23 protein-coding genes are annotated in these 22649 nt (G+C 72.9%); 11 read left to right on the forward strand and 12 right to left on the reverse strand.

The genetic code is table 11. The annotated features are described in order from the left end of the window. Positions 1–43: 43 nt before the first annotated feature. Positions 44–715 (forward strand): SRPBCC family protein, encoded by a 672-nt coding sequence (locus tag WA640_RS21960; protein ID WP_335990544.1) that lies wholly within the window; start codon positions 44–46, stop codon positions 713–715. 64 nt (positions 716–779) lie between these two features. On the opposite strand, the gene WA640_RS21965 is transcribed toward WA640_RS21960, so the two are convergent. Genes WA640_RS21965 through WA640_RS21980 form a run of 4 tightly spaced genes read right to left on the reverse strand, consistent with a single transcriptional unit; the run spans position 780 to position 5615 of the window. Continuing rightward, a complete protein-coding gene (locus WA640_RS21965) occupies positions 780–2282 on the reverse strand; it encodes a molybdopterin-dependent oxidoreductase (RefSeq protein ID WP_335990547.1) in 1503 nt (500 codons plus the stop codon). Positions 2283–2338: 56 nt separating this feature from the next. Continuing rightward, the gene (locus WA640_RS21970; protein ID WP_335990548.1) at positions 2339–3484 is read right to left on the reverse strand and encodes a trans-sulfuration enzyme family protein; all 1146 of its coding nucleotides are present in this window, start codon (positions 3482–3484) and stop codon (positions 2339–2341) included. A 47-nt stretch (positions 3485–3531) separates the two neighbouring features. Continuing rightward, positions 3532–4311 (reverse strand): MTAP family purine nucleoside phosphorylase, encoded by a 780-nt coding sequence (locus WA640_RS21975; protein WP_335990549.1) that lies wholly within the window; start codon positions 4309–4311, stop codon positions 3532–3534. Next, the gene (locus WA640_RS21980; protein WP_335990551.1) at positions 4308–5615 is read right to left on the reverse strand and encodes a DUF2064 domain-containing protein; all 1308 of its coding nucleotides are present in this window, start codon (positions 5613–5615) and stop codon (positions 4308–4310) included. The genes WA640_RS21975 and WA640_RS21980 overlap by 4 nt, the downstream gene beginning before the upstream one ends. Before the next feature lie 113 nt (positions 5616–5728). Between WA640_RS21980 and WA640_RS21985 the strand changes: the two genes are divergently transcribed. The 4 genes from WA640_RS21985 to WA640_RS22000 are packed head-to-tail and all read left to right on the forward strand — an operon-like array spanning position 5729 to position 9978. Then, the gene (locus WA640_RS21985; protein WP_335990553.1) at positions 5729–6418 is read left to right on the forward strand and encodes a response regulator transcription factor; all 690 of its coding nucleotides are present in this window, start codon (positions 5729–5731) and stop codon (positions 6416–6418) included. Then, positions 6418–7653 (forward strand): sensor histidine kinase, encoded by a 1236-nt coding sequence (locus WA640_RS21990; RefSeq protein WP_335990556.1) that lies wholly within the window; start codon positions 6418–6420, stop codon positions 7651–7653. The genes WA640_RS21985 and WA640_RS21990 overlap by 1 nt, the downstream gene beginning before the upstream one ends. Beyond that, positions 7650–8927 carry a hypothetical protein gene (locus WA640_RS21995; protein WP_335990559.1) on the forward strand — a complete coding sequence of 426 codons (1278 nt, stop codon included), beginning with the start codon at positions 7650–7652 and terminating at the stop codon, positions 8925–8927. Before WA640_RS21990 ends, WA640_RS21995 begins: the two co-directional genes overlap by 4 nt. Positions 8928–8946: 19 nt before the next feature. After that, positions 8947–9978 carry an SDR family NAD(P)-dependent oxidoreductase gene (locus tag WA640_RS22000; RefSeq protein WP_335990560.1) on the forward strand — a complete coding sequence of 344 codons (1032 nt, stop codon included), beginning with the start codon at positions 8947–8949 and terminating at the stop codon, positions 9976–9978. Here the strand turns inward: WA640_RS22000 and WA640_RS22005 are convergent. From WA640_RS22005 to WA640_RS22020, 4 genes are read right to left on the reverse strand one after another with little or no spacing between them, the layout of a single operon-like run. Further along, positions 9975–11027, reverse strand: coding sequence for a hypothetical protein (locus WA640_RS22005; RefSeq protein ID WP_335990562.1), 1053 nt, complete (start codon positions 11025–11027; stop codon positions 9975–9977). The genes WA640_RS22000 and WA640_RS22005 overlap by 4 nt on opposite strands. Positions 11028–11037: 10 nt before the next feature. Further along, positions 11038–11880: a class I SAM-dependent methyltransferase gene (locus WA640_RS22010; RefSeq protein WP_335990563.1), complete on the reverse strand. Its 843-nt coding sequence runs from the start codon at positions 11878–11880 to the stop codon at positions 11038–11040. A 48-nt stretch (positions 11881–11928) separates the two neighbouring features. Further along, entirely contained in the window at positions 11929–13680 is a 1752-nt protein-coding gene (locus tag WA640_RS22015) for a hypothetical protein (RefSeq protein WP_335990564.1), read from the reverse strand. Beyond that, positions 13677–14636: an alpha/beta fold hydrolase gene (locus tag WA640_RS22020; RefSeq protein ID WP_335990566.1), complete on the reverse strand. Its 960-nt coding sequence runs from the start codon at positions 14634–14636 to the stop codon at positions 13677–13679. Before WA640_RS22020 ends, WA640_RS22015 begins: the two co-directional genes overlap by 4 nt. A gap of 85 nt (positions 14637–14721) precedes the next feature. Here WA640_RS22020 and WA640_RS22025 point away from each other — a divergent pair, with 85 nt between their 5' ends. Beyond that, positions 14722–15390 carry a TetR/AcrR family transcriptional regulator gene (locus tag WA640_RS22025; RefSeq protein WP_335990567.1) on the forward strand — a complete coding sequence of 223 codons (669 nt, stop codon included), beginning with the start codon at positions 14722–14724 and terminating at the stop codon, positions 15388–15390. On the opposite strand, the gene WA640_RS22030 is transcribed toward WA640_RS22025, so the two are convergent. Then, positions 15274–16269: a helix-turn-helix transcriptional regulator gene (locus WA640_RS22030; RefSeq protein WP_335990570.1), complete on the reverse strand. Its 996-nt coding sequence runs from the start codon at positions 16267–16269 to the stop codon at positions 15274–15276. The genes WA640_RS22025 and WA640_RS22030 overlap by 117 nt on opposite strands. A gap of 151 nt (positions 16270–16420) precedes the next feature. Here WA640_RS22030 and WA640_RS22035 point away from each other — a divergent pair, with 151 nt between their 5' ends. Then, complete coding sequence (locus WA640_RS22035) at positions 16421–17437, forward strand: zinc-dependent alcohol dehydrogenase family protein (RefSeq protein ID WP_335990572.1); 1017 nt, start codon at positions 16421–16423, stop codon at positions 17435–17437. A 45-nt stretch (positions 17438–17482) separates the two neighbouring features. Then, positions 17483–18469 carry an aldo/keto reductase gene (locus tag WA640_RS22040; RefSeq protein WP_335990573.1) on the forward strand — a complete coding sequence of 329 codons (987 nt, stop codon included), beginning with the start codon at positions 17483–17485 and terminating at the stop codon, positions 18467–18469. 7 nt (positions 18470–18476) lie between these two features. Here WA640_RS22040 and WA640_RS22045 read toward each other — a convergent pair whose 3' ends face one another. Beyond that, positions 18477–19391: an NADP-dependent oxidoreductase gene (locus tag WA640_RS22045; protein WP_335990574.1), complete on the reverse strand. Its 915-nt coding sequence runs from the start codon at positions 19389–19391 to the stop codon at positions 18477–18479. Between the two features lie 77 nt (positions 19392–19468). Further along, positions 19469–20047: a dihydrofolate reductase family protein gene (locus WA640_RS22050; protein ID WP_335990575.1), complete on the reverse strand. Its 579-nt coding sequence runs from the start codon at positions 20045–20047 to the stop codon at positions 19469–19471. A 313-nt stretch (positions 20048–20360) separates the two neighbouring features. Between WA640_RS22050 and WA640_RS22055 the strand changes: the two genes are divergently transcribed. The 3 genes from WA640_RS22055 to WA640_RS22065 all read left to right on the forward strand — a co-directional run bounded on the left by WA640_RS22055 (position 20361) and on the right by WA640_RS22065 (position 22121). After that, a complete protein-coding gene (locus WA640_RS22055; protein ID WP_335990576.1) occupies positions 20361–20765 on the forward strand; it encodes a hypothetical protein in 405 nt (134 codons plus the stop codon). A 130-nt stretch (positions 20766–20895) separates the two neighbouring features. After that, a complete protein-coding gene (locus WA640_RS22060; protein ID WP_106365535.1) occupies positions 20896–21525 on the forward strand; it encodes a ClpP family protease in 630 nt (209 codons plus the stop codon). Beyond that, the gene (locus WA640_RS22065) at positions 21522–22121 is read left to right on the forward strand and encodes a ClpP family protease (protein ID WP_106365536.1); all 600 of its coding nucleotides are present in this window, start codon (positions 21522–21524) and stop codon (positions 22119–22121) included. The genes WA640_RS22060 and WA640_RS22065 overlap by 4 nt, the downstream gene beginning before the upstream one ends. A 3-nt stretch (positions 22122–22124) precedes the next feature. Here the strand turns inward: WA640_RS22065 and WA640_RS22070 are convergent, their stop codons facing one another. Continuing rightward, positions 22125–22514 carry a helix-turn-helix domain-containing protein gene (locus WA640_RS22070; protein WP_335990578.1) on the reverse strand — a complete coding sequence of 130 codons (390 nt, stop codon included), beginning with the start codon at positions 22512–22514 and terminating at the stop codon, positions 22125–22127. Between the last annotated feature and the right edge of the window lie 135 nt (positions 22515–22649).

Here is a 22649-nt window from a genome sequence, read left to right on the forward strand (position 1 = left end):
CGTACCTTGTACGGTACAACGTACGGCAACGAAGGGAAACCCCATGTCCGCCATCAGATTCCTGCGCTGGAGCGCCGACGGCCGCCGCAGCGTCCTCACCATCGAGCCCGGCCCCGCGCCCCGCCTCACCGAGACCCCCGCCCCGGATGACGCGGCCGTCCCCGGCGCCGCCGGGATCGCCCTCCTCGACGCCCCCGCGGGCTGGCTCGACTCCGGCGCGGTCCCGCTCGGCGCCCTCCTCTACACCGGACCGGGCCCCGACGACCTCCTCGCCGCCGTGGCCGAAGGCCGTACCGACGACCTCGCCCCGACCCGGGCCGCGGGGGAGATCCACGTCGACGCGGCGCCGGAGACCGTCTGGTCCGTCCTCGCCGACGTCGAGCGCTGGCCCCAGGTCCGCGGCGACGTCGGCGACGTCCGAGCGGACGGTCCCGCGGCGCCCGGCGCGACCTTCACGTGGAGCGCCGGACCCAACCGCGTGACCTCTACGTTCGGCGCCGTCGAACCCGGGCGGCTCCTCACCTATGTGAGCACCAGCGCGGGCGCGCACTTCACGCACGTCTACCGCACCGAACCCGCCGTAGGCGGCACCCTGCTGTCCTGCAAGGAGACCCTCTCCGGCCCGGTCGTCGCCGCGCTCCTGCCGAGCGCAGCCCTCCAAGCGGGCGTGGACTCCTGGCTCGCGGGCCTCAAGGCCGCCGCGGAGTCCCGCTAGACCGGGTCGAGGGCCCCGGCGATCGCGTGGACCGCGGCCGCGGAGCGGGAGACGGCCTCCCCGCTCAGCCGATCGTGACGTCGACGGTGTGGAGGCCGGTGGCGCCGTCGGGTATGACGCCCTGCACGGTGCTGGTCTGGACCTCGCCCTCGCCGTCGGTGGCCCTGACGGTGAGGGTGTGGTCGCCTTCGGGCGCGTCCCATTCGTAGCGCCACTGGCGCCACGTGTCGCCGGTGGCGACGTCGGACAGCTCGCACGGCAGCCACTCGCCGCCGTCGATCCTCAGCTCGACGGCGCTGATGCCGCGGTGCTGCGCCCACGCGACCCCGGCGACGGCCACGGTGCCCGTCCCCGCCTTGCTCTTGGGCGTGTCGATGCGCGACTGGGTCTTGATCGGGCGCGGCTCGGACCAGCCGCGGGTGATCCAGTACGCGTCGTAGCTGTCGAAGGTGGTGAGTTCGAGTTCGGTGAGCCACTTGGTGGCCGAGACGTACCCGTACAGGCCGGGGATGACCAGGCGCGCGGGCCAGCCGTGGTCGAGGGGAAGCGGCTGGCCGTTCATGCCGACGGCGATCATCGCGTCGCGGCCGTCGAACACGAGCTGCGTCGGCGACCCGGCGGTCCACCCGTCGGTGGACCGGGACACGAGCTGGTCGGCGGCGGGGTCGGGCCCGGCCTCGGCGAGGAGGTCGGCGAGGGACACGCCGAGCCAGCGGGCGTTGCCGACGAGGTCGCCGCCCACGGGGTTCGAGACGCACGCGAGCGTGACGTCCCGTTCGATGAGCTCGCGGCCGAGGAGGTCGTCGAACGTGAACGTGAGCTCCTTGTCGACCATGCCGTGGACGCGCAGCGTCCAGGTGTCGACGTCGACTTGCGGGACGGTGATCGCGGTGTCGATGCGGTAGAAGTCGCCGTTGGGGACCCGGTACGGCGCGAGTCCGTCCACTTTGAAGTCGGCGACCGGCCCCGGCTCGACCGCGGGCACGTCGGCTTCGGGGAGCCTCACGGCGTCGCGCTGCGCCTCGACCCCGGCGGGCCCGGACCGCCCGGCCCACCACGAGGCCGCGAACCCGGCCGCGGCCACGCCCCCGAGCACCATGAGGAACCCGCGCCGCCCCGACTCCTCGGCCTGGGACCTGCCGCCCCACAACTGGAGTCCGAGGATCGTCACGGCCCCGGCGAGCAGCGACGGCACGACCGCTTCGACCCCGAGGCCGGGCCGCGTGAACGCGGCCGCGGCGCCGACGAGCGCGAGCACGGCGACCGCGATCCGCGCGGGCCACGGGCGCGTGCGCCACAGGACCCCGACGCCCGCGCCGACGACGGCGATGCCGACGAGCAGCCCGGCGATGAGCAGCGGCTTGTCGAGGGTGCCGACCAGCTCGATGAACCAGTGCGAGACTTCGAGGGGGACCACGGCGACCACCGCGTCCGACAGGGCCGACAGGGGCGCCGACCGCGGCTCGTAGAGCGCGGCGGCGAGGTGCCCGATTGCGAGGCCCGCGACGGTGGCGAGCAGTCCGGCGGCGGCCCAGGAGCGCGGCGGTGCGTGATGCGTGGTGTTCACCCCTCCATCTTGAACCGCTTCGGGCCCGGATGCCCGGCGGCGGTGCTTACGTTCCGCTAAACAAGGGCCGCGGGCGACTGCGCGAGCGCCTGCGCGAAGTCCTCCACGAGGTCCTCGGCGGCCTCGATCCCCGCGGAGAAGCGCACGACCTCGCCCGACATGCCGTGCGCCGCGCCGTCGAGGCGGAGCCGGGTCACGAGCGACTCGACGCCGCCGAGGCTCGGCGCCGCGTACGGCAGCCGCAGCGCTTTGACGATGGCCTCGGCGGCGGGCGCGCCGCCGACCGGGCGGAACGTGACGACCGACCCGAATCCGTCGAACAGCGCGGCCGCGCGGCGGTGGTCGGGGTGCTGCGGCAGGCCCGGGTAGCGGACCGCGGCGACCGCGTCATGAGCGGCGAGGAGCTCGGCGACGGCCTGGGCGTTCTCGTTCTGGCGGCTCACGCGCAGCGCGAGCGTCTTGAGGCCGCGCGCGAGGAGGAACGCGGCGTGCGGGTCGAGGCTCGCGCCGTAGGAGCCGAGCACGGCGGCGACGTGCGCGATCCGCTCGCGCGAGCCGGTGACCGCGCCCGCGGTGAGGTCGGAGTGGCCGTTGAGCGCCTTGGTCGCCGAGTGGCACACCAGGTCGAAGCCGACCGCGTGCGGCCGGAACACGACCGGCGTGGCGAGCGTGTTGTCGATGAGGGACGTCAGGCCGTGCTCGCGCGCGAACCGGGCGGCCCCGGCGAGGTCGCCGACCGCGGTGAGCGGGTTGGTGATCGACTCGGTGAGGAGCGCCTTCGTGGACGGGCGCAGGGCCCGGCGCCACGCGTCCGGGTCGCCGGGGTCGACGAGGTCGAACGACCAGCCGAGGCGCGCGGCGTGCTCGGTGAGGAACTGGAGCGTGCCGCCGTAGAAGTCGCCCGCGGCGATGAGGTGGTCGCCCGTGGCGAGGACGCTGTGGAGCGCGGTCGTGATGGCGCCCATGCCCGAGGCGGTCGCGACGGCCGCCTCCGCGCCTTCGAGGGCGGCGAGCCTGCGGTGCAGGTGCCGCTGGGTCGGGTTGGTGCCGAGCCTGGAATAGGGCGCGTCGCCGACGCCGCCGCCCGGGTCGGTCTCGAAGACCGTGCCCTGGAAGACCGGGAAGACCACCGAACCGCCCGCGGCGGGCCGCGGCTCGCCGCCGTGGACGGCGAGGGTCGCGAACCTTCGTGTGTCGCTCATGCGGCTGAGGCTACGGCCGCGGGCGTCCTGAGTTCCACGATTCGTCCTTACGTTTCGCTTACGTCCGCCAGCGCCGGGATCGCGGCGTCGAGCAGTTCCTTCACCTTGTGCAGGTTCGCCTCGAACACCGCGAACACGGCGTCCTGGCTGACCGGCTCGATGTCCGGGTCCTCGTCCAGTCCGGCGTCGTAGTCGGTGACCAGGGCGATCCCCACGAACGGGATGCCCGCCTCCATCGCGAGCGGCGCTTCGGGGCACTGGGTCATGTTGACGACGTGCCAGCCGGACTCGCGGTGCCAGCGCGACTCGGCGCGGCTGGAGAACCGCGGGCCGTTGACGACCACGACGGTGCCGCCGTCGTGCGCGGTCACGCCCACCTCTGCGGCGGCGTCGAGGACGACGCGGCGCAGGCGCGGGTCGTACGGCTCGGCGAACGGGATGTGCACGGGCCCGTCCGTGAACTCGTCATGGAAGGTGGACTCGCGCCCCCAGGTGCGGTCCACGATCTGGTCGCAGACGACGAAGTCGCCGGGGCGGATCTCGGGCCGCAGCGACCCGGCCGCGAACGGCGAGACGAGGGCCCGCACGCCGAGCTGCCGCATGGCGTCCACATTAGCCCGGTAGTTGACCTTGTGGGGCGGGAGGCGGTGCCCGGCGCCGTGGCGGGGGAGGAACGCGACGCGGACCCCGGCTGTCTCCGCGATGGCGACGGGGGCCGAGGGCGGGCCCCAGTCGGTCGCGATGTCCCACGTCTCGGCCTGCGCCGCAAGGGTGTAGAAGCCGGATCCGCCGAAGACGCCGATGTCGGCGCGGGGCAGGTCGTTCACTGGTGACTCCTCTTCGGGTTCGCGGCGGCTCTGGCCCGTGCCAGTTGCGCGCGCATGTCCCTGACGGCGCGGAGGGTCCCGCCGACGGTGCCGGTGACCTTGCTGCGGCCGGTGCGGGGCCGGTACGGGACCGGCAGTTCGGCGATCCGCCACCCGTCGAGCCCGGCCCGCAGGACCATTTCGAGGGGCCAGCCGGAGCGGCGGTCGGCGGTGCCGAGCGCGAGGAGGTCTTCTCTGCGGGCCGCGCGCATCGGCCCGATGTCGGTGACGGCGGCACCGCAGGTGCGCCGGACCTGCCGCGCGAGGTACCGGTTGGCGAGGCGCCCGTGCAGGGGCATCGCGCCTCTGCTGGCTTTCCTTGCGCCCAATGCCAGGTCGGCGTCGCCCTTGAGGACGGGCCCGCACACCGCGGGCAGGTCCCTCGGGTCCAGCGACGCGTCGCAGTCCATGAACGCCACGACCGGCGCGGTCGCGGCATTGAGTCCGGCGAAGCACGCGGCGCCGAAGCCGCGGCGCGGCTCGGACACCACCCGCGCGCCGAGCTTCGCGGCGACCTCCGCGGACCCGTCCGTCGAGCCGTTGTCGACCACGATCGGCCGGTACCCCTCGGGCATCCGCTCCAGCACCCACGGGATCGCGTCCCGTTCGTCCAGGACCGGCAGGACCACATCGACTGCGTTGGCGCCCAGCAGGTCCCGGACGCGCCCGGCCGTGCGCGTCCGCGGCGCGAGCGCGGCGACCGCGCGGGCGTCCCCGGCGTCGTCGAGGTCGCGCAGCACCGGCAGGTCGGCGACCTCCAGGCCGAGCGCCTCCAACTGCTTGCGCTGGAGCCGGCCCGTGTCGCCGGTGCTCATCGGCACGTCCGCGAACGCCTCCGGGTGCGGCCGGGCCAGGCCCAGCGCCCACCACCCGCCGTCCTCCGCGAGGCCCAGCGCCGCGTCCGCGCCCTCGGCGACCACCGCGAGCGCCGCGTCCAGGAGATCCGGCGTCACCTGCGGGGTGTCCATGCCGATCTGGAGCCCCGGCCCCTCCACGTGCGCCCACGCCGCCGCCAGCCGCTCGTTGAACGTGCCGTCGACCTGCGCGAACACCTCGAACCCCGGCGGCAGCCACGGGCCGGGCCCGCCGTCGAGCGCGAGCAGCAGCCGGTCGGCCCCGCACCCCGCGGCGGCCTCCAGCGTGTCCGCGAGCGCGGCCTCCGCCACCTCCGCGGCCCCCTCGGGGGTCAACGGCGGCGTAAGCCGGGTCTTCGACCGGCCCGGGACCGGGGACTTCGCCACGACGAGGAGATGGGTCCGCTGCATGGGGCCGATGCTAGTGGCGCGCGGGCCCTCCCAGGCCCGCTCGATCCTTACGGTTCGCGAAAGTCTCGGCCGGTCGCATGACGGACCGCCGCGCGATCGGGCATCGTTGCACCATGACCTCCCGAGCGGACCCGCGCGTCCTCGTCGTCGACGACGACCCCGCCCTCGCGGAGGTCGTCGCCCGCTACCTGCGCCGCGACGGCTTCGACGTCGACTACGCACCCGACGGCGCCACCGGCCTCGAACGGGCCCTCGCCACCCTCCCCGACCTGGTCGTCCTCGACCTGATGATGCCGGGCATGGACGGCTTCGAGGTGTGCAAGCGCCTGCGCGAGGCCACCGCGATCCCCGTGGTCATGCTGACCGCCCGCGGCGAGGAGACCGACCGCATCACCGGCCTCGACCTCGGCGCCGACGACTACGTGACCAAGCCGTTCTCCCCGGGCGAGCTCGCCGCCCGCGTCCGCGCCGTCCTGCGCCGCGCCGCGCCCCAGGCCCCGGCCCCCGCGGTCCTCACCGGCGGCGGCGTCGCCGTCGACACCGTCGCCCACCGCGCCGTCCGCGGCGGCGCCGAACTCGACCTCACCGCGAAGGAGTACGACCTGCTCGTGTGCTTCCTGACCAACCCGGGGCGGGCCTTCCGCCGCGAGGAACTGCTCGAAACCGTGTGGGGCTGGAGCATCGGCGACACCTCCACCGTCACCGTCCACGTGCGGCGCCTGCGCGAGAAGATCGAGGACGACGCCTCCGCGCCCCGCCACCTCACCACCGTCCGCGGCGTCGGCTACCGGTGGGAGCCCTGATGCGGCGCTTGACGAACCGGCGCGCGGGCTCGCTGCTGATCCTCGCGGTGGCGCTCGCCGCCGCGACCGCCCTCGCGGTCGCCTTCGACTTCCCGCCGCGCGACATCGCCGTCCTCGTCGCCACTGCCGCGGTCGCCTCAGCGGTCGCCGGGGCCGTCGGCGGCGTCGTCCTCCGCGCGCTCCGCGGCCGGGGCGCCCGCGTCCAGACCATGACCGTCGCGCTCTCCTCGGTCCTGGTCGCCGCCACCGGCGTCGTCACCGCCGCGCTCGCGATGTTCATCTCCTACCACGACCTCGTGCTGCTGTTCGTGGTCCTCATCGTCGCCTCCGGCGTCGCGTTCGGCGCCGCCTGGCAGCTCGGCGACGACATCGGCGCGGGCGCCGAGCAGGTCGGCGCCTACGCGCGCACCATGGTCGACGGCGACGGGCACGCCGCCGCCGCCCTCGCCCCCGCGGTCACCGGCCCCGGCGAACTCGCCGCGCTCGCAGGAGAACTCGCCGACGTCTCCCGGCGCCTCGACGAGTCCCAGCGGCGCGAACGCGCGCTCGAATCCTCACGGCGCGAACTCATCGCCTGGGTCTCCCACGACCTGCGCGCCCCGCTCGCGACCATCCGCGCCATGGCCGAGGCCCTCGACGACGGCGTGGTCGACGACGACGCCGCCGTCAAGCGCTACCACGCCCAGATCCGCACCGACGCCGAACGGCTCTCCGCGCTCGTCGACGACCTCTTCGAGCTCTCCCGCATCAACAGCGGCTCCCTGCGGCTCGGCCGCGAGCAGGTCGACCTGCGCGACGCCGTCGCCGACACCCTCGCCGGGGCCAGCGCCGCCGCCGACCTCAAAGGCGTGCGCGTCGTCGAACGCCTCGCGGCCCTCCCGGCCGCCGAGGTCTCGGCCCGCGAATGCTGCCGCGCCCTCGACAACCTCTTCGACAACGCCATCCGCCACACCCCCGCCGGAGGGACGATCCTCATCGAAGCCGCCGCCGCTCCCGGCGCCGCCGTCCTGTCCATCCAGGACCAGTGCGGCGGCATCCCCGACGCCGACCTGCCCCGCGTCTTCGACATCGCGTTCCGCGGCGACGAGGCCCGCCGCCGCGACGAACGCGGCGGCGGACTCGGCCTCGCGATCAGCCGCGGCCTCATCGAAGCCCACGCGGGCACCGTCACCGTCGCCAACACCTCGGGCGGCTGCCGCTTCACGATCAGCCTCCCCGCCGGGGCGCGCCGGTGACGGCCAAGACCCGGACCGCCGCCGTCCTCACCGGCTGGGCCCTGCTCCTCGCCCTCGCCTGGGTCCTCGGCCAAGTGAAACTCGACGTCACCGAAGGCCGCCACCAGCTCGGCGCGATGCCCCTGTTCGGCAGCTGGGAACCCCACCTCGACGCCACCCTCCTCGCCCCGATCATCGTGGGCGCCCTGCTCATCGCATTCCTCCCGGCCGCCGCGGCCCGCTGGCGCTGGCGGTGGACCGCGCTTGCGACCGCCCTCGCCGCGGTCGCCTTCAGCCTCTCCCTGACCGTCGCCCACTCCCACCCCCGCACCTGGACCGACCTCGACCACCACTACGCGAGCAACACGCGCTTGGTGGACGACGCGGGCGGCCCCGGCGCGTTCCTCGCGCACTACACGCAGCTCCAGCTCGACGGCGTCTACCCGGTCCACCTCCAGTCCCACCCGCCCGGGCTCGTCCTCTTCTTCTGGGGCGCAGAGAAACTCGGCCTCTCCGGGCTTCTGTTCCAGAACACCGTGATCCAGCTCGGCGTCGCCGCCGCGGTCCTCGCCGCGCTGGCGATCGGCCGCGACGTCGCAGGCGAGCGCCTCGCCCGCCGCGCCGCCCCGTTCCTCGTCATCGCCCCGGCCGCCTACTGGCACAACACCGCCGACCTCATCTTCGCGGGCGTCACGCTCGCCGCCGTCGCCTGCCTGATCCTCGCCACGAACCGCACCGGCCCCCGCGCCGCCGCCCTGACCGCGGCCGGAGGGCTCCTCGCGGGAGCCGCCCTCATGCTGTCGTTCTCCGCCGCGCTGCTCGCCTTCCCGGTCCTGGTCGTCGCCATCCGGCGCCGCCGCTGGGGCGTGCTCCTCGGCGGCGGCGCGCTCGCGGCCGCAGTGGTCCTCGCGCCGCTGCTGTGGGGGTACTGGTGGCTCGAAGGGCTCCAGACGACGCGCGTCCGCTACTACGCGGGCGTGGCCGCGATCCGCGGGTACTGGTACTTCCTGCTCGCAAACCTCGCGGTCTTCGCGCTGGCGCTGGGCCCGGCAATCGCAGTGGCCTTGTCGCGGCTGCGCGACCGCCGCATGTGGATCGTCGTCGGCTCGTGCCTCGCGGCCGTCGCGGTCGCGGACCTCTCGGGCATGTCCTCGGCCGAGACCGAGCGGATCTGGCAGCCGTTCATGCCCCTCGTCCTCCTCGCCGGGTGCGCCCTCCCGCGCCCCCGCGCGTGGCTGGCGGTCCAGCTCGGGGTCGCCGTCGTCCTCGCCGCCGCACTGCGCGTGCAGTGGTGAACCACCGAAAGGCTCATCAATGCGCGTACTGGTCACCGGCGGCGCCGGATTCATCGGCGGAGCGGTCTGCCGCCACCTCGCCGCCCGCGGCGACGACGTGGTCGTCCTCGATTCCCTTGCGGCCCACAAGCACACCCCCGACTACCTGCCCGACTCGGCGGAGCTGATCGTCGGCGACCTCGCCGACGAGGACGCCGTCCGCCGTGCCGTCGAGGGCGTCGACGCGGTCTGCCACCAGGCCGCCCGCGTCGGCCTCGGCGTCGACTTCGACGACGTCGCCGCCTACGTCGCCGACAACGACGGCGGCACCGCGAACCTCCTGCGGGCCCTGTGGCGGCGCTCCTTCGCCGGCCGCCTCGTCGTCGCCTCCTCGATGGTCGTCTACGGCGAGGGCCGCTACCGCTGCCCCGCGCACGGCGACGTCCGCGCCGCACCCCGTACTGCCGCCGACCTCGACGCGGGCCGCTTCGACCCCCGCTGCCCCGCCTGCGGCGCCGCCCTCGCCTGGGCCCCGGTCACCGAGGACGCCCCGCTCGACCCCCGGAACGTCTACGCCGCCACCAAGGTCCACACCGAGCACCTGTCCACCCTGTACGGCCGCGAATCGGGCGCCACCGTCTGCGCCCTGCGCTACCACAACGTCTACGGACCCCACATGCCCCGCGACACCCCCTACGCGGGGGTCGCCAGCATCTTCCGCAGCGCCCTCGAATCCGGCCGGGCTCCGCGCGTCTTCGAGGACGGCGCCCAGACCCGCGACTTCGTCCACGTCGACGACGTCGCCCGCGCCAACCTCGCCGCCCTCGACTCCGACTGGACCGGCGCCTGCAACATCGCCTCCGGCGAGCCCCACACCATCGCCGACATGGCCGCCGCCCTCACCGCGGGCTTCCCCGACGCCCCGGCCCCTGTCGTGACCGGCGACTACCGCCTCGGCGACGTCCGCCACATCGTCGCCTCACCCGACCTCGCCGCCGACCGCCTCGGCTTCCGCGCCGAGACCGGCTTCGCGGAAGGCATGGCCGCCTTCGCGCACGCCCCGCTCCGCTAACGCGCGGCCTGCTGCGGCACCGCCGCCTCGCGGAAGACCAGTACCAGTTCCGCGGGCGGCGTCCAGCGCCGCACCCCGGTCGTGAACATGAGCCCGAACGCGATGCACGCCAGCACGAACCCGAGTCCGAACGACAGCGCCACCGCCATGCCCGCCTGCATCTCGACCCCGCCGACTCCGAACGTGCCGGTCGCCAGCAGCACCCCCGGCACGATCGCGCCGCCGCTCGCTATCCCTACTGCGCTGAGCCACATCAGCGTGAACACGCGCGCCCAGAACCGGCCCCGGTTCAAGCCGATCGACGACGTCAGCGCCAGTGCCGCGAGCGCGGCGGTCGCAGCGACCGCCCACATGCCCATCACGGCCCAGGCCAGCGGCATGAGCGCGACCATCCAGAACACGACCTGCGCCCATCCGAGCGAGCGCGGCCGCTCGACCGACCTTCGAGGACTCCGGTACACGGCACTGAGCGCCATGCCCGGCCCGGGCGCGCCCTCCATCCGGGCCTGACCGCGCTGCGCGCGGTGCATGAGCATCCACTCGCGCAACGGCTTCGAGCACAGCAGCAGGATGAGCACCAGGTAGAGCACGCCGACGACCGCCGCGAACGGCACCACACCCGGCGCCATGCGGACCAGCGTCATCCCCGCCATCGTGGTCCCGACCGCCAGCACGAATCCGATGACGGCGCTGGTGAGGGCCCAGACCCAGGCCCAGCGCTTGCCGCGGCCGATCTGCATGGGGGTGACCAGCGATTGGATGGTGGCGTACAGGGCGTAGGCGAGTCCGGCGAGGCTCAGCGGGTGGAAGTCGCGGGTCATCACGATCGCCGTCAAGAGGTCCACGACGGCGGTGACGGCCGCGAATACCCACAGGAGCGTCTGCACCCACGCGACGTTGCGCGGCTTGCGCATGGTGAACGCCATCGGCGGCGACCCGCCGGGCACCGGCGGTGCGTACGCGCCGCCCGGCCCTGCGGGCACGGGTACGGCGCCGTACCTGAGCTGCATCCAGTCGACCGGGGGCGGGAGGAGCTGCTGCTGCGACAAGGCTTCCCTCTCAAGGGGTGTCGGTGGGGCGATTCGACCGACTTGAGCGTACTTCGAGTGCCCCGCCGCCAGCGCCCGCCCGCAGTCGTAACCCCTTGCGGCCGAACGGTGTCGCCACGGTGATGATCGAACCCGAGGAGTCCGGGTCGAAGGCGGCCCCGCTGAAGGTCCCGAAGCGGTCCTCGACCGCGAGACCCGCCGCCTCCAAGAGCCGGTCGAGGTGGTCCGGGGCGGTGAACCGCAGGCCGCAGCTCGCTTGCAACGGCTCATCCCAATATGAGGCGCTGAAGTACGCGTCGAGCCGGACCACGCCCTCGCCGTCGGGCTCGCCCGCCTCCTGCACGACGCTCATCGGCTCCCCGAGCAGATCGGTGAACCGGTACGGCTCGGCGCTCGTCCAGGTCCGCCACGCCTTCGCCGCCGGGTTGCGGGTGTCGAAGACGAACCGGCCGCCGTCCGAGAGGGCCCGGCGGACCGCGGTCAGCGACGCGACCGTCTCCCGGTCGTCCAGCAGGCACTGGAACGCGTTGCCGCTCATGATCGCCAGATCGAACTCCGCATCCCAGGCGGCCGCCGAAGCGGGCGAGAGGACCCACTCCGCGGCATCGGACTCCTGCGCCTGCCCGAGCATCGCCGGGTCGGGGTCGAGCCCGCACAACCGGCCAGTGTGGCCCTCGGCGCGGGCGCGGCGCAGGATCGTCTCCGTGCCGCACCCGACGTCGAGCACGCGTTCGGCGGCCATGACCAGGTCGAGGTAGAACTGGTCGCTCGGGCCCCATTCGTTGAGGTGGTCGTAGAGCAGCGCGTCGAGGGTCTCCCCGTCGAGCGCGGGCGGGTCGTAGGCGATCGTCACCGGGCCAGTCTGCTCGGGCACCGGCCCGGCGGCAATCGCATTAGGGCGCTAAGGCGGCCAAGGGAGGCCGAGCGCCTCGGCGTACTCCTTCGAGCCGCCGGAGAGGCGGGCCGTCGACTTCGGATCCGTGGCTCTCAGGTCCGCGATGATGCGGTCCACGACCGCCGTCACCGCCGCGTCGTCCAGCACCGGAACATACGGGACCTCGCACTCCGCCGAGAACTGAACATAGGCGTCGTCTCCTGAGGGCCGCTTCGGGTAGTAGAACGAGTAGTACATCGCGGAGCGGTCCGGCGACCACGAAGCGGTCCACGCCAGTTCGCAATGCCAGCGCGACATCAGCTCCGGCTCGACCTCGATCCGCTCACGCAGGAGCCTGGCGGCGCGGCGCGCGGGCCACTCCCAGTCGAAATCAGCTGTGGCCCTGGCGACTTCGGCGTCGTACTGGTCTGCGTCGAAGGTGAACCGGGTCGTCGGTGGATCCTTCAATCCGGTGTCGCGGACTTCCCACTCCACCAGGCCGCCACGGCGACTGATCACCGCCCGGAATGCCCCACAGCACTCCTCGACGCAGCCCGTGTCGCCGATCTTCACCTCCCGCGGCTCCGCGAGCGCCTCCAGACCGCGCCCGTCGTGCAGGACCGTCTCCGGCCTGTCCGAGTGACCGCGCTGGAAGTGCGCCTCCACGAGCGGCACGGCATCGAGCAGCAGGTGTGTCCGCAGCTCGGCAGTAGTGTTCGGCCGCGGCACGCTCACTCGCACCGCCAACCCCCGGGGCAGCGGCAGGTCGCTGTGCCCCGCCCGGTTGAGCTGCGTACGCAACCAGACCAGGTCAGGGTCCTCCGGCTCGGCGGCCAGTGCGGCATCGACCGAAGCTGACGCCTCCGGCGACGCCAGCAGCGCCTGGAATCCCGCGGCAGTCGCTTCCCGCTCCCCGGGCGCGAACCCGAGCAGCGCGCAGCGGCCGTACCGCACCTCGTCCCACAGCTGCGCCGCGAGCGCGAGCGCCTCCGGCTCGACCCCGAGTGCACCCGGCCGGGCCGCGTCGCGCAGGATGCGGGCGAACTGCCGGTCGCCTTGGAACCCTTCGGGTCTGCTGTCGAGCGCGCTGAACATCTGCACCAGGTCCGCGGACTGCTTCACCGGCAGAGCACAGAGCAGCTTGCTGAATTCGTGCTCCGGCAATTTCCGGATCGCCTGCACCGCGCCCAAGCGGCGATACGCCGGTGTGCGCTCAGCCGCCCAGACCAGGTGAGACCCGGCAGGTCCGATGCGCTCCAGTACCCTGAACGCGGCCCCTTCGATCCTGCGACCAAGCGGGGCGAAGATCCGGATGCGTTCGCCGTCCCCGTCGCGAGGCACGAGCGAGAGCAGGTTCAGACCGATGAGGATTTCAGCATCGATGATGCCGGTGTCGAGCAGGTGCTCGGCGACTGCTCTGACGGCGCTTGCAGGCATTCCGAACTCGGCCGTCTCTATTTCGGAGACTCGGAGGCGTGAGACTGCGGATGCCCTGACACGCCTGCTGAACTCCCGCAGGCCCTTCGGACTCGGGTCGGCGGTCCGGATCAGGTGAAGGAGTTCGGCTCGGGCAGCGGTGCGCTCGGCTTCGCGCTGTCGGGCCCGTTCCTCCGGTGTGCCGGTCTGCGTCGGTCGCGACCGTTTGAAGGTCGCCTCGGTGCGGATCTGGCGGAGTGCCGCATCAGGGAGCGGTCCGTCGGGGTGGTGATCGAGCAGCGCCCGCAGGCGGCTCTGGATGGGCTCGGGGTCGAGCGCATTGCGCTCGCCGGTCGCCGTCATCGGATGGTGGGGCTCGTTTCGTTGTATCCCATAGCCGCAGAGTATAACGCCGCATGCAACCGGGCCTCATCCGCGTTTTTCTTCACCTCCTCCGCGTAGCGGCCGTACATAGGGCCGGGGATGTCGTGGCCGACTCCCGGGGTCAGGACCAGGCGGGCGTGCGGGATCGATGCGGCGAGGTCCCGCGCGGCGCTGGTTCGCAGGAGCTGGTCGCTGTCCCCGTGGAGGACCACTGTGGGCACGTGGATCGCGTCGAGCCCGGGCCCGGACCAGTGAGCGCCGAGTTGGCGGCCCATCGAGTTCGGGTCGCGGACGGGGCTGCCCGTGTCCTTCTCGACGCGGGAGCGGGCCTCGGCCTCGTCGAAGGGGTAGCCGGGGGAGGCGAGGGCGCGGGAGACGGCCATGCTCAGGGCGAGGTCGCCCTCTGGAGTGTCGGGGAACTTGAGCTTGGACATCTTGGCGACGAACCCGAAGTGGATGTAGCGCAGGAGCTTCAGGTTACCCGCGTCGGAGGACACGCTCGCCGACAGGGCGAGGCTGCGGACCCGGGCCGGGTGGCGCAGGGCGATCCGCTGGGCGCGCAGGCCGCCGTTGGAGTGGCCGAACAGGTGCGCGCTGTCCCAGCCGAGGGCGTCGAGGACCGCCGCGGCGTCGTCGGCCACGTCCTCGCCCGTGTAGGCCGGGACCTCCTTGCGGAACAGGGCGGTCACCGGCTTCGCCTTCGCGGCCGGGAAGTGGGTGGACTGGCCCGAGTCGCGGTTGTCGAAGGCCGCCACGTGGAAGCCGCGGTCGATGAAGGCCCGCACCAGGCCCTCGGGCCACCAGAACCTGGTGACCGCCGAGCCCATGACGAGGAGGAGCGGCTCGCCGCCCGCCCCTCCGAGGTCCTCGTAGGCGATCCGGACGCCGCCGTTGTCGGCGTATCCGGTGGGGGCGGGGGACTGGGACTGGTTCATGGCTCCTCCTGGATGTGGAGTTCGCGAACGGTGTTCCCAAAGTCTAGCCTTCGGGTACACTGTTCGCAAACGATGAAGGAGTGATGTGGCCGACTACGACGAGCCGATCTGGCTCCGTCCCGAACGGGCCGCCACCGGCCGGCCCGCCGTGCGCAGCCGCCCGGAGATCACCGCCGCCGCGCTGGCGGTGGCCGACCGGGGCGGGCTCGACGCGGTCTCGATGCGCAACGTCGCCGAGGAGCTGGGCACCGGCGCGGCCTCGCTGTACCGCTACGTCTCCGGCCGCGACGACCTCCTCGACCTCATGGTCGACGCCACCGCCGCCGGGATCGAGCTGCCCGAGCCCACCGGGAACCTCGTCGACGACCTCGTGGCCGTGGGGGAGGGCCTGCACGAGGTGATGACCCGACACGAATGGCTGCCCGAGCTGGTGCTCACCCGCCCCTCGCTCGGCCCGAACGCGGTCGCGGTCCTGGACCACGTGCTCGGACTGCTCGCCGACCGGCCGGGAGACGGCCGCGCCAAACTGGAGGTCTACGCGCTGCTCAACGCAGTCGTGGCCACCTTCGCGATGAACGAGCGCGCAGCCGGCAACCGGGCCCGGCACGCGGCCGCCTACCTGGGGCACGTCGCCGCGTCAGGGGAGCGCCCGCGCATCACCCAGCTGCTGGGCGACCTGGCCGAGCCCCCCGGGTCCGCCGAGGAGCGGCGGACCGCGGCGCTCGCCAAGCTCCTCTCCGGACTGGTCGACTAAGGAGGCCTGCTCCTCCACCTGCTGCTCCGCCTCGGTGCCGGTCCAGCTCGCGAGGAGTTGCAGTCGCTCGTACGAGGGCGAGGCGGGCTCGGCGGTGTAGACGAGCAGCACCAGGCCGGGTTCGGCGATGACTTCGAGCTCCTCGTACGTCATGTCGAGGTCGCCCGCCACGGCGTGGTGGACGCGCTTGCGGCCGCTGCCGTGGATGCGCACGTTCCTTGCGGCCCAGCGGGTCCGGAACTCCTCGGAGCGGGTGGACAGTTCGCCGATGAGGTCCTGGAGGCCCTTGTCGTGCGGGTCGCGGCCCGCCTCAGTGCGGAGCATCGCGACGTTGATGTCCGCCGCGGTCGTCCAGTCGGGATAGAACCGCTGGGACCGCTCGGTGTCGAGGTAGCAGAACCGCGCGAAGTTCGGCGGGTGCTCGGCGCTCGCGAAGACGTCGTCGTAGAAGGCCCGCCCGAGCCGATTGGCGGCGACGATGTCGAGCCGTCCGTTGCGGACGATCGCCGGGGACCCGATCGTGTCGAGCAGCTGGACCAGGCTCTGCCGCGGCGTCCAGTTCTTGGTCGCGCGTCGCCGCGGCCGCGCCTGCGGGGCGCGCCCGGCCGCTTTCGCGAGGTCGAACAGGTACGAGCGCTCGGCCTCGTCGAGCCGCAGCGCCCGCGCCAGCGAGTCGAGGACGGTGTCCGAAGCACCGGCGAGGCCGCCGCGTTCGAGGCGCGCGTAGTACTCGACGCTCACGTTCGCCAGCACCGCGACCTCGGCGCGCCGCAGTCCGGGCACGCGGCGGTTCGACCCGGCGGGCAGGCCCGCCTGCTCTGGGGTGAGCTTCGCTCGCCGCGAGGTCAGGAACTCGCGCACTTCGTCCCGGTAGTCCACGGGATCGACGCTACGCCGCCCCGCGCCGCCGAGAGGTGCCCTCTCAGTACACCTCTCGATAGTGCGTTCCACCAGGCGCGCAGCCGCGCTTTGATCGATGATGTGCGGGTCGGCCGCGGCCGACCCGATCCGAGACCCGAGGAGATCGAACATGTACGGCACCGTCATCCACGCGCCCGGCGACGTCCGCTTCGAGGAGCGCCCCGACGCCGCGCTCACCGCGCCCACCGACGCCGTGATCCGCCTGGCCGCGACCTGCGTCTGCGGCTCCGACCTGTGGCCCTACCGGGGCGTCGAGCCGGTCGCCGAGCCGCACCCGATGGGCCACGAGTACGTCGGCGTCGTCGAGCAGGTCGGCGCGGACGTGCGGAATGTGGCAGTGGGCGACTTCGTCGTCGGCTCCTTCGCCACCTCCGACAACACCTGCGAGATCTGCCAGGCCGGATACCAGTCCCACTGCGTGCACCGCGAGTTCATGGGCACCGCCCAGGCCGAGCTGACGCGCGTCCCGAACGCCGACGGCACGCTCGTCGCCACACCCGGGACGCCCGACCCGGACCTGATCCCGCACCTGCTGGCCGCCTCCGACGTGCTCGGCACCGGCTGGTTCGCCGCCGACGCCGCCCAGGCGGGACCGGGGAAGACCGTGGCCGTGGTCGGCGACGGCGCCGTCGGGCTCCTCGGCGTGCTCTCCGCGAAGCAGATGGGCGCCGAGCGGATCATCGCCATGTCGCGCCACGCCGACCGCCAGAAGCTCGCGCTCGAATTCGGCGCCACCGATATCGTCACCGAGCGCGGCGAGGAGGGCATCGCCCGGGTCAAGGAGCTCACTGGGGGCCTGGGCGCCCACTCGACCATCGAGGCCGTGGGCACGCAGGAGTCGATGATGCAGGCCATCCACGCGACCCGCGCGGGCGGGCACGTCGGCTACGTGGGCGTCGCCCACGGCGTCGCCCTGCCCGGCGACGAGCTGTTCTTCTCCGGCGTCCACCTCCACGGCGGCCCCGCCCCGGTGCGCCGCTACCTGCCCGACCTCATCGACCTGATCTGGCGCCGCGAGATCGAGCCCGGCAAGGTCTTCGACCTCACGCTCCCGCTCGCTCAGATCGCCGAGGGCTACAAGGCCATGGACGAGCGCCGCGCCATCAAGGTCCTCCTCCAGCCATAGCCGGAGACGAAGACTGATGAACAACCGCAACGGAAAGGAACCGCGATGCACGAGCGCGCACTCGGCGACGGCCTGACGGTCTCGGCGATCGGCCTGGGCTGCATGGGCATGAGCCAGAGCTACGGCCCCTCGGGGACCCGGGAGGACCACATCGCGCTCATCCGCAGCGCGGTCGACCAGGGCGTGACCTTCTTCGACACGGCCGAGGTCTACGGCCCCTACGTCAACGAGGAGCTGGTCGGCGAGGCGCTGGCGCCGCTGCGCGACCGGGTCGTCCTCGCCACCAAGTTCGGGTTCGACATCGACCCCGCAGGCGGCTGGCGCGGCACCGACTCGCGCCCCGAGTACATCCGCGAGGCCGTCGAGGGCTCGCTGCGGCGGCTCGGCACCGACCGGATCGACCTGTACTACCAGCACCGCGTCGACCCAGACGTCCCCATCGAGGACGTCGCCGGGGCCGTCAAGGACCTCATCGCCGCAGGCAAGGTCCTCCACTTCGGACTCTCGGAGGCGTCCGCGGCGACGATCCGCCGCGCCCACGCCGTGCAGCCCGTCGCCGCCGTCCAGAGCGAGTACTCGCTGTGGTGGCGCCGTCCCGAGGACGAGGTCCTGCCGGTCCTCGACGAGCTCGGCATCGGCCTCGTGCCCTACAGCCCGCTCGGCAAGGGCTTCCTCACCGGTGCCATCGACGCGGGCACGGCCTTCACCGAAGGGGACATCCGCAACACCATCCCGCGCTTCGGCGCCGAAGCGCGCGAAGCGAACCGGGCCCTCGTGGACCTCCTCGCCGGGATCGCCGCCTCCAAGGGCGCGACCACCGCGCAGATCGCCCTCGCCTGGCTCCTCGCCCAGCGCGAAGCGCTCGCCCCGATCCCGGGCACCCGCAGGCCCGAGCGCCTCGCCGAGAACCTCGGCGCCGCGTCGGTCGACCTCACGAAGGACGACCTCGACGCGATCGAACGGGCCGCGTCCCAGGTCCGCATCCAGGGAGGGCGCTACTCCGAGGCGATGGAGAAGATGACCAACCTCTGAGGGTGCCTCACCCGATCGTGATGATGGTCTTCCCGGTCGGACGCGCCGTCGGGTTGAACGCCTTGACGGCGTCCTCCAGCGGATGAACGGCGCCGATGCGGGTGCGCAGGCGGCCGTCTCGGACGCGGGCGGCGAGCTCGGCGAGCTGGGCACGGTCGGCCTCGACGACGAAGAACACCGCACGGCCCTCCGCGGGCCGCACCTCCGGCGGGGCCGCGATGGTGACCAGGACGCCGCCGGGGCGCACCAGCGCGGCCGAGCGTGCGCCGATGTCGCCGCCGATGACGTCGAACACGAGGTCCACCTGGCCGACGTCGCCGAGGTCGTCGGCTTCGAGGTCCAGGAACTCGTGGGCCCCGAATTCGAGCGCCGCCGCCCGGTCCGCGGTGCGGCCGGTGCCCACGATGTGCGCGCCCGCCTCGCGGGCGAGCTGGGAGACCACGGACCCGACGCCGCCCGCCGCGCCGTGGACGAGGACGCTCTGCCCGGTGTGGAGGCGGCCGTGGTCGAACAGGCCCTGCCACGCGGTGAGCCCGGAGATCGGTAGGCTCGCGCCGATCGTGAAGTCGACGTCGGCCGGGAGCGGCGCGAGGTTGCGGGCCTCGACGGCGACCAGCTCGGCGAGCGTGCCGTCCCTGGTCCAGTCGGCGAGCCCGAACACCCGCTGCCCCACCGTGAGCCCGGTCGTCCCGTACCCGAGCGACGCGACGACCCCGGCCAGCTCGTGCCCCGGAATGCTCGGGGTGCGGTCCCGCCCGGCCCGGTCGGTCCAGGTGCCCGGCCAGGTCAGCTCGCCGGGCGTGAACCCGGAGGCGCGGACGCGGACGACCACGTCGTTCTCGGCGGCGTGCGGCTCGGGCCGCTCGCCGAGGGTCATGCCGGCGGTGCCGGCGTTCGGGTCGGTGACGGTGACGGCCTTCATCGGGGCCCCTCTCGCTCGGGTAGGTGGCTCCATTAAACGACTTGAAGCGAACGCCCGCAGGCGGACCGTCCCGTCTTTCAGCGGTGCAGGGTCGGCCGGTACACCAGCTCCTGGGTGCGGCCGTCGAACGTGCGGGTCCCGATCAGGTCGAGGTCGAAGTCCTCCGCGCCCGCGAAGATCGCGTCGGTCCCGGTGCGGCCGCTGATGACCGGGAAGACCGTCACCTGCACGCGGTCGACGAGCCCCGCGGCCATGAGCGCCCGGTTCATCGACAGGCTCCCGTGCGAGCGCAGCGGCACCGCCGACTCCTCCTTGAGCCGCGCGACGACCTCGACCGCGTCGCCGGGCACGACGGTCGCGTCCGGCCAGCCGAGCGTGCCGTCCAGCGTGGAGGACACCACCGTGGTCGGCATGCTGCGCATCCGGGCGTTCACCGGGTCGAGGTCGGCCTCCGGGATCGGGCCCAGCAGCTCCACGAACTCCCGGAACGTGTTGGCCCCGAGCACCATCCGCTGCTCGTCGCCGAGCGCGGCCCGGCGCCCTTCGAGGAACTCCGGCCCGTGCTTGCCCCAGTAGCCGCCCCAGTCGGCGTCAGGGCCGAACGAGCCGAATCCGTCGAGGGTGGTGAAGACGTCCCAGGTGTAGAGGGCGGTCATGGCGTGCTCCCCGCTTGCGGTCGTTGACGTGTCGTCTGTAGAGACGACGCGCGCCGTCCGGACTCATCGCAACCATGCCCGCGGATCGCGGGCCGGCCCTCCGCTGGTGGACGTCGGGCCGGCCCGCTTCTAAGAAGAACGCACCCGGATGTCGTTCATGACGGACAACGGGTGAAAAATCCCGATCGGCTGACAGACGCGGCCCGCAGGCCCGAACCGGTGTCAGGCTCGCGTCAGCTCCGCGTCAGGGTGCCCCCCGATAGTTGCTCCATCAACGGGAAACGCCCGGTGAGACACACAAGGAGCAAGAACAATGAGCGTCAACCTGACCGCCCAGGACAAGACCGTCATCCGCACCGCCGCCTTCGGCGCCGTCACCCTCCTCTCCTACGCCGGGATCGCCGGATCGGCCCACCGAGTTGCCACCGACGGGACCCTCGCGTACGCCTCCGCCACCGGCGAGGTCGGGCACGTGCTCGCCTCGAAGAAGGGCGACTTCAAGCTCAAGGCCAAGTCCGCGGCGTCGCTCGCCGAGCAGGTCCTGCCCGCGCTGGCCGAGTCCGTGCGAATCCTCAAGGCCCAGGACCCGGCCGAGGCGGAGAACTTCCGCACGGTCGTCGGCGTGGCCGTCGAGGCCGCGAACCGCGCCCACAAGGGCGCGCCGAGCCCCGTCATGGCCGAGATGACCCGCAAGATCACCGAGGCGGTCAACGGCTAGCCGCACTCCGATCCGAACCGCCGCGCCGCGGGAGCCCTCAGGGCTCCCGCGGCGGCCGCGCTGCTCAGAGCAGATCCGCTCAGGGCGGATTCGATTGCGGGGGAGGGGCGCGGGTGGCGATCGTTGGGGCATGAGCGAAGACAACAGGCCGCAGCAGTTCTCCGAGCGCGTGCGGCGCGAGCTGTACCAGCAGCGCGTGCTCGTGCTCGACGGAGTGCTCGACGACGACAACGGGACGCTGCTGGCGACGCAGATGCTGTCGCTGGCGATCGACGACCCCAATAGCGATATCTCACTGTGGATACATTCGCCCGGCGGCTCGGTCCCGGCGATGCTCGCGATCCGCGACACGATGCGGCTGGTGCCGTGCGACGTCGCGACGCTGGCCCTCGGGATCGCATGCAGCGCAGGGCAGTTCCTGCTCTCGGCTGGCACCAAGGGCAAGCGGAAGGTCCTCCCGCACGCGCGCATCCTCATGCACCAGGGCTCGGCCGGGATCGGCGGCGGCGCCGTCGACATCGAGTTGCAGGCCAATGACCTGCGCTACACCAGGGACACCGTCCTCAAGCTCATCGCCGAGGACACCGGCCAGACCGTGGAGCGGATCTTCGAGGACTCGCTGCGCGACCGCTGGTACACCGCCGACGAGGCCCGCGAGTACGGGTTCGTCGACGGGACCGTCACCTCCTTCGAGGAGATCACGCCGAAAGAGCGACCGGGCATCGGCCTGCGCGTCGCGGCCGAGAGGGGCGCCAAGTGAGCAGCTACATGATCCCGAACGTGATCGTCGACCAGGGCCGCGGCGAGCGCGTCATGGACGTCTACTCGCACCTGCTGTCGGGCCGGATCATCTACCTGGGCACCGCGATCGACGCAGGGGTGGCGAACGCGCTCGTCGCCCAGCTCCTGCACCTGGAGGAGGCGAACCCCGACAAGGACGTCAACCTCTACATCAACTGCGAGGGCGGCGACCCCAGCGCGATGCTCGCCGTCTACGACACGCTCCGCTACATCCGGCCGAAGGTCGCCACGCTCTGCGTCGGCCAGGCCGTGGGCGTCGGCGCGGTCCTGCTCGCGGCCGGGTCCGAGGGGATGCGGTCGGCGCTGCCGCACGCGCGCATCGTCCTCGACCAGCCCGGCGGCCAGGGGCGCGGCCCGATCCCGGACCTCATCATCCAGGCCGACGAGCTGGTGCGCGTGCGCGACAGCATGGAGCAGATCCTCGCGCGTCACACCGGCCAGACCGCCGAGCAGCTGCGCATCGACACCGACCGGGACCGCGTCTTCACCCCCGAGGCCGCCAAGGCCTACGGCCTGGTCGACAACATCCTGGAGGTGCAGGAAGCGGCCAAGTAGCGGCTAGGCCGCCAGCGCGTAGGCCGCCCGGCACACGGGCCCGTTCCCGGTGCCCGCGCGGTCGACGGTGGAGCGGTCGAGGAGGATGCGTTCGGCGACCTGGAGGACCAGGTCGCCGAGCGTCGTCTCCAGGGCTCCGGCGACGGCGGCGATCATCTCGCTCGACGGTTCTTTGACGCCGCGTTCGATCTCGGAGAGGTACTGGGGGGAGATGCCCGCGCGGTCGGCGGTCTCGCTCAGGGTCTCGCCGCGGTCGCGGCGGGCGGAGCGGAGCTGCTCGCCGAGGGCGTCGCGCCACAGGGGCTCGCTCGGCGCCGGGCCCGGCGCGGTGCTCGGGGCCGTCGGTCGGTGCTGTTCCGGCGCGGTGACCGGGTTCGGGGAAGTCTCAGCCATGCCCCACCGTATTCCGCCGCGCGCGGGGTTTTCCACCGGTTCCGCTGAAGGCGCAATCCGAGGGTTTCTTGAAAAACTGGGACCCGCCTGTTGACTCTATACCCCCAGGGGGTATAAATTCAGATCAAGGAGATA

This window comes from Glycomyces sp. MUSA5-2, from assembly GCF_037034145.1.
GTDB lineage: Bacteria > Actinomycetota > Actinomycetes > Mycobacteriales > Micromonosporaceae > Glycomyces > Glycomyces artemisiae.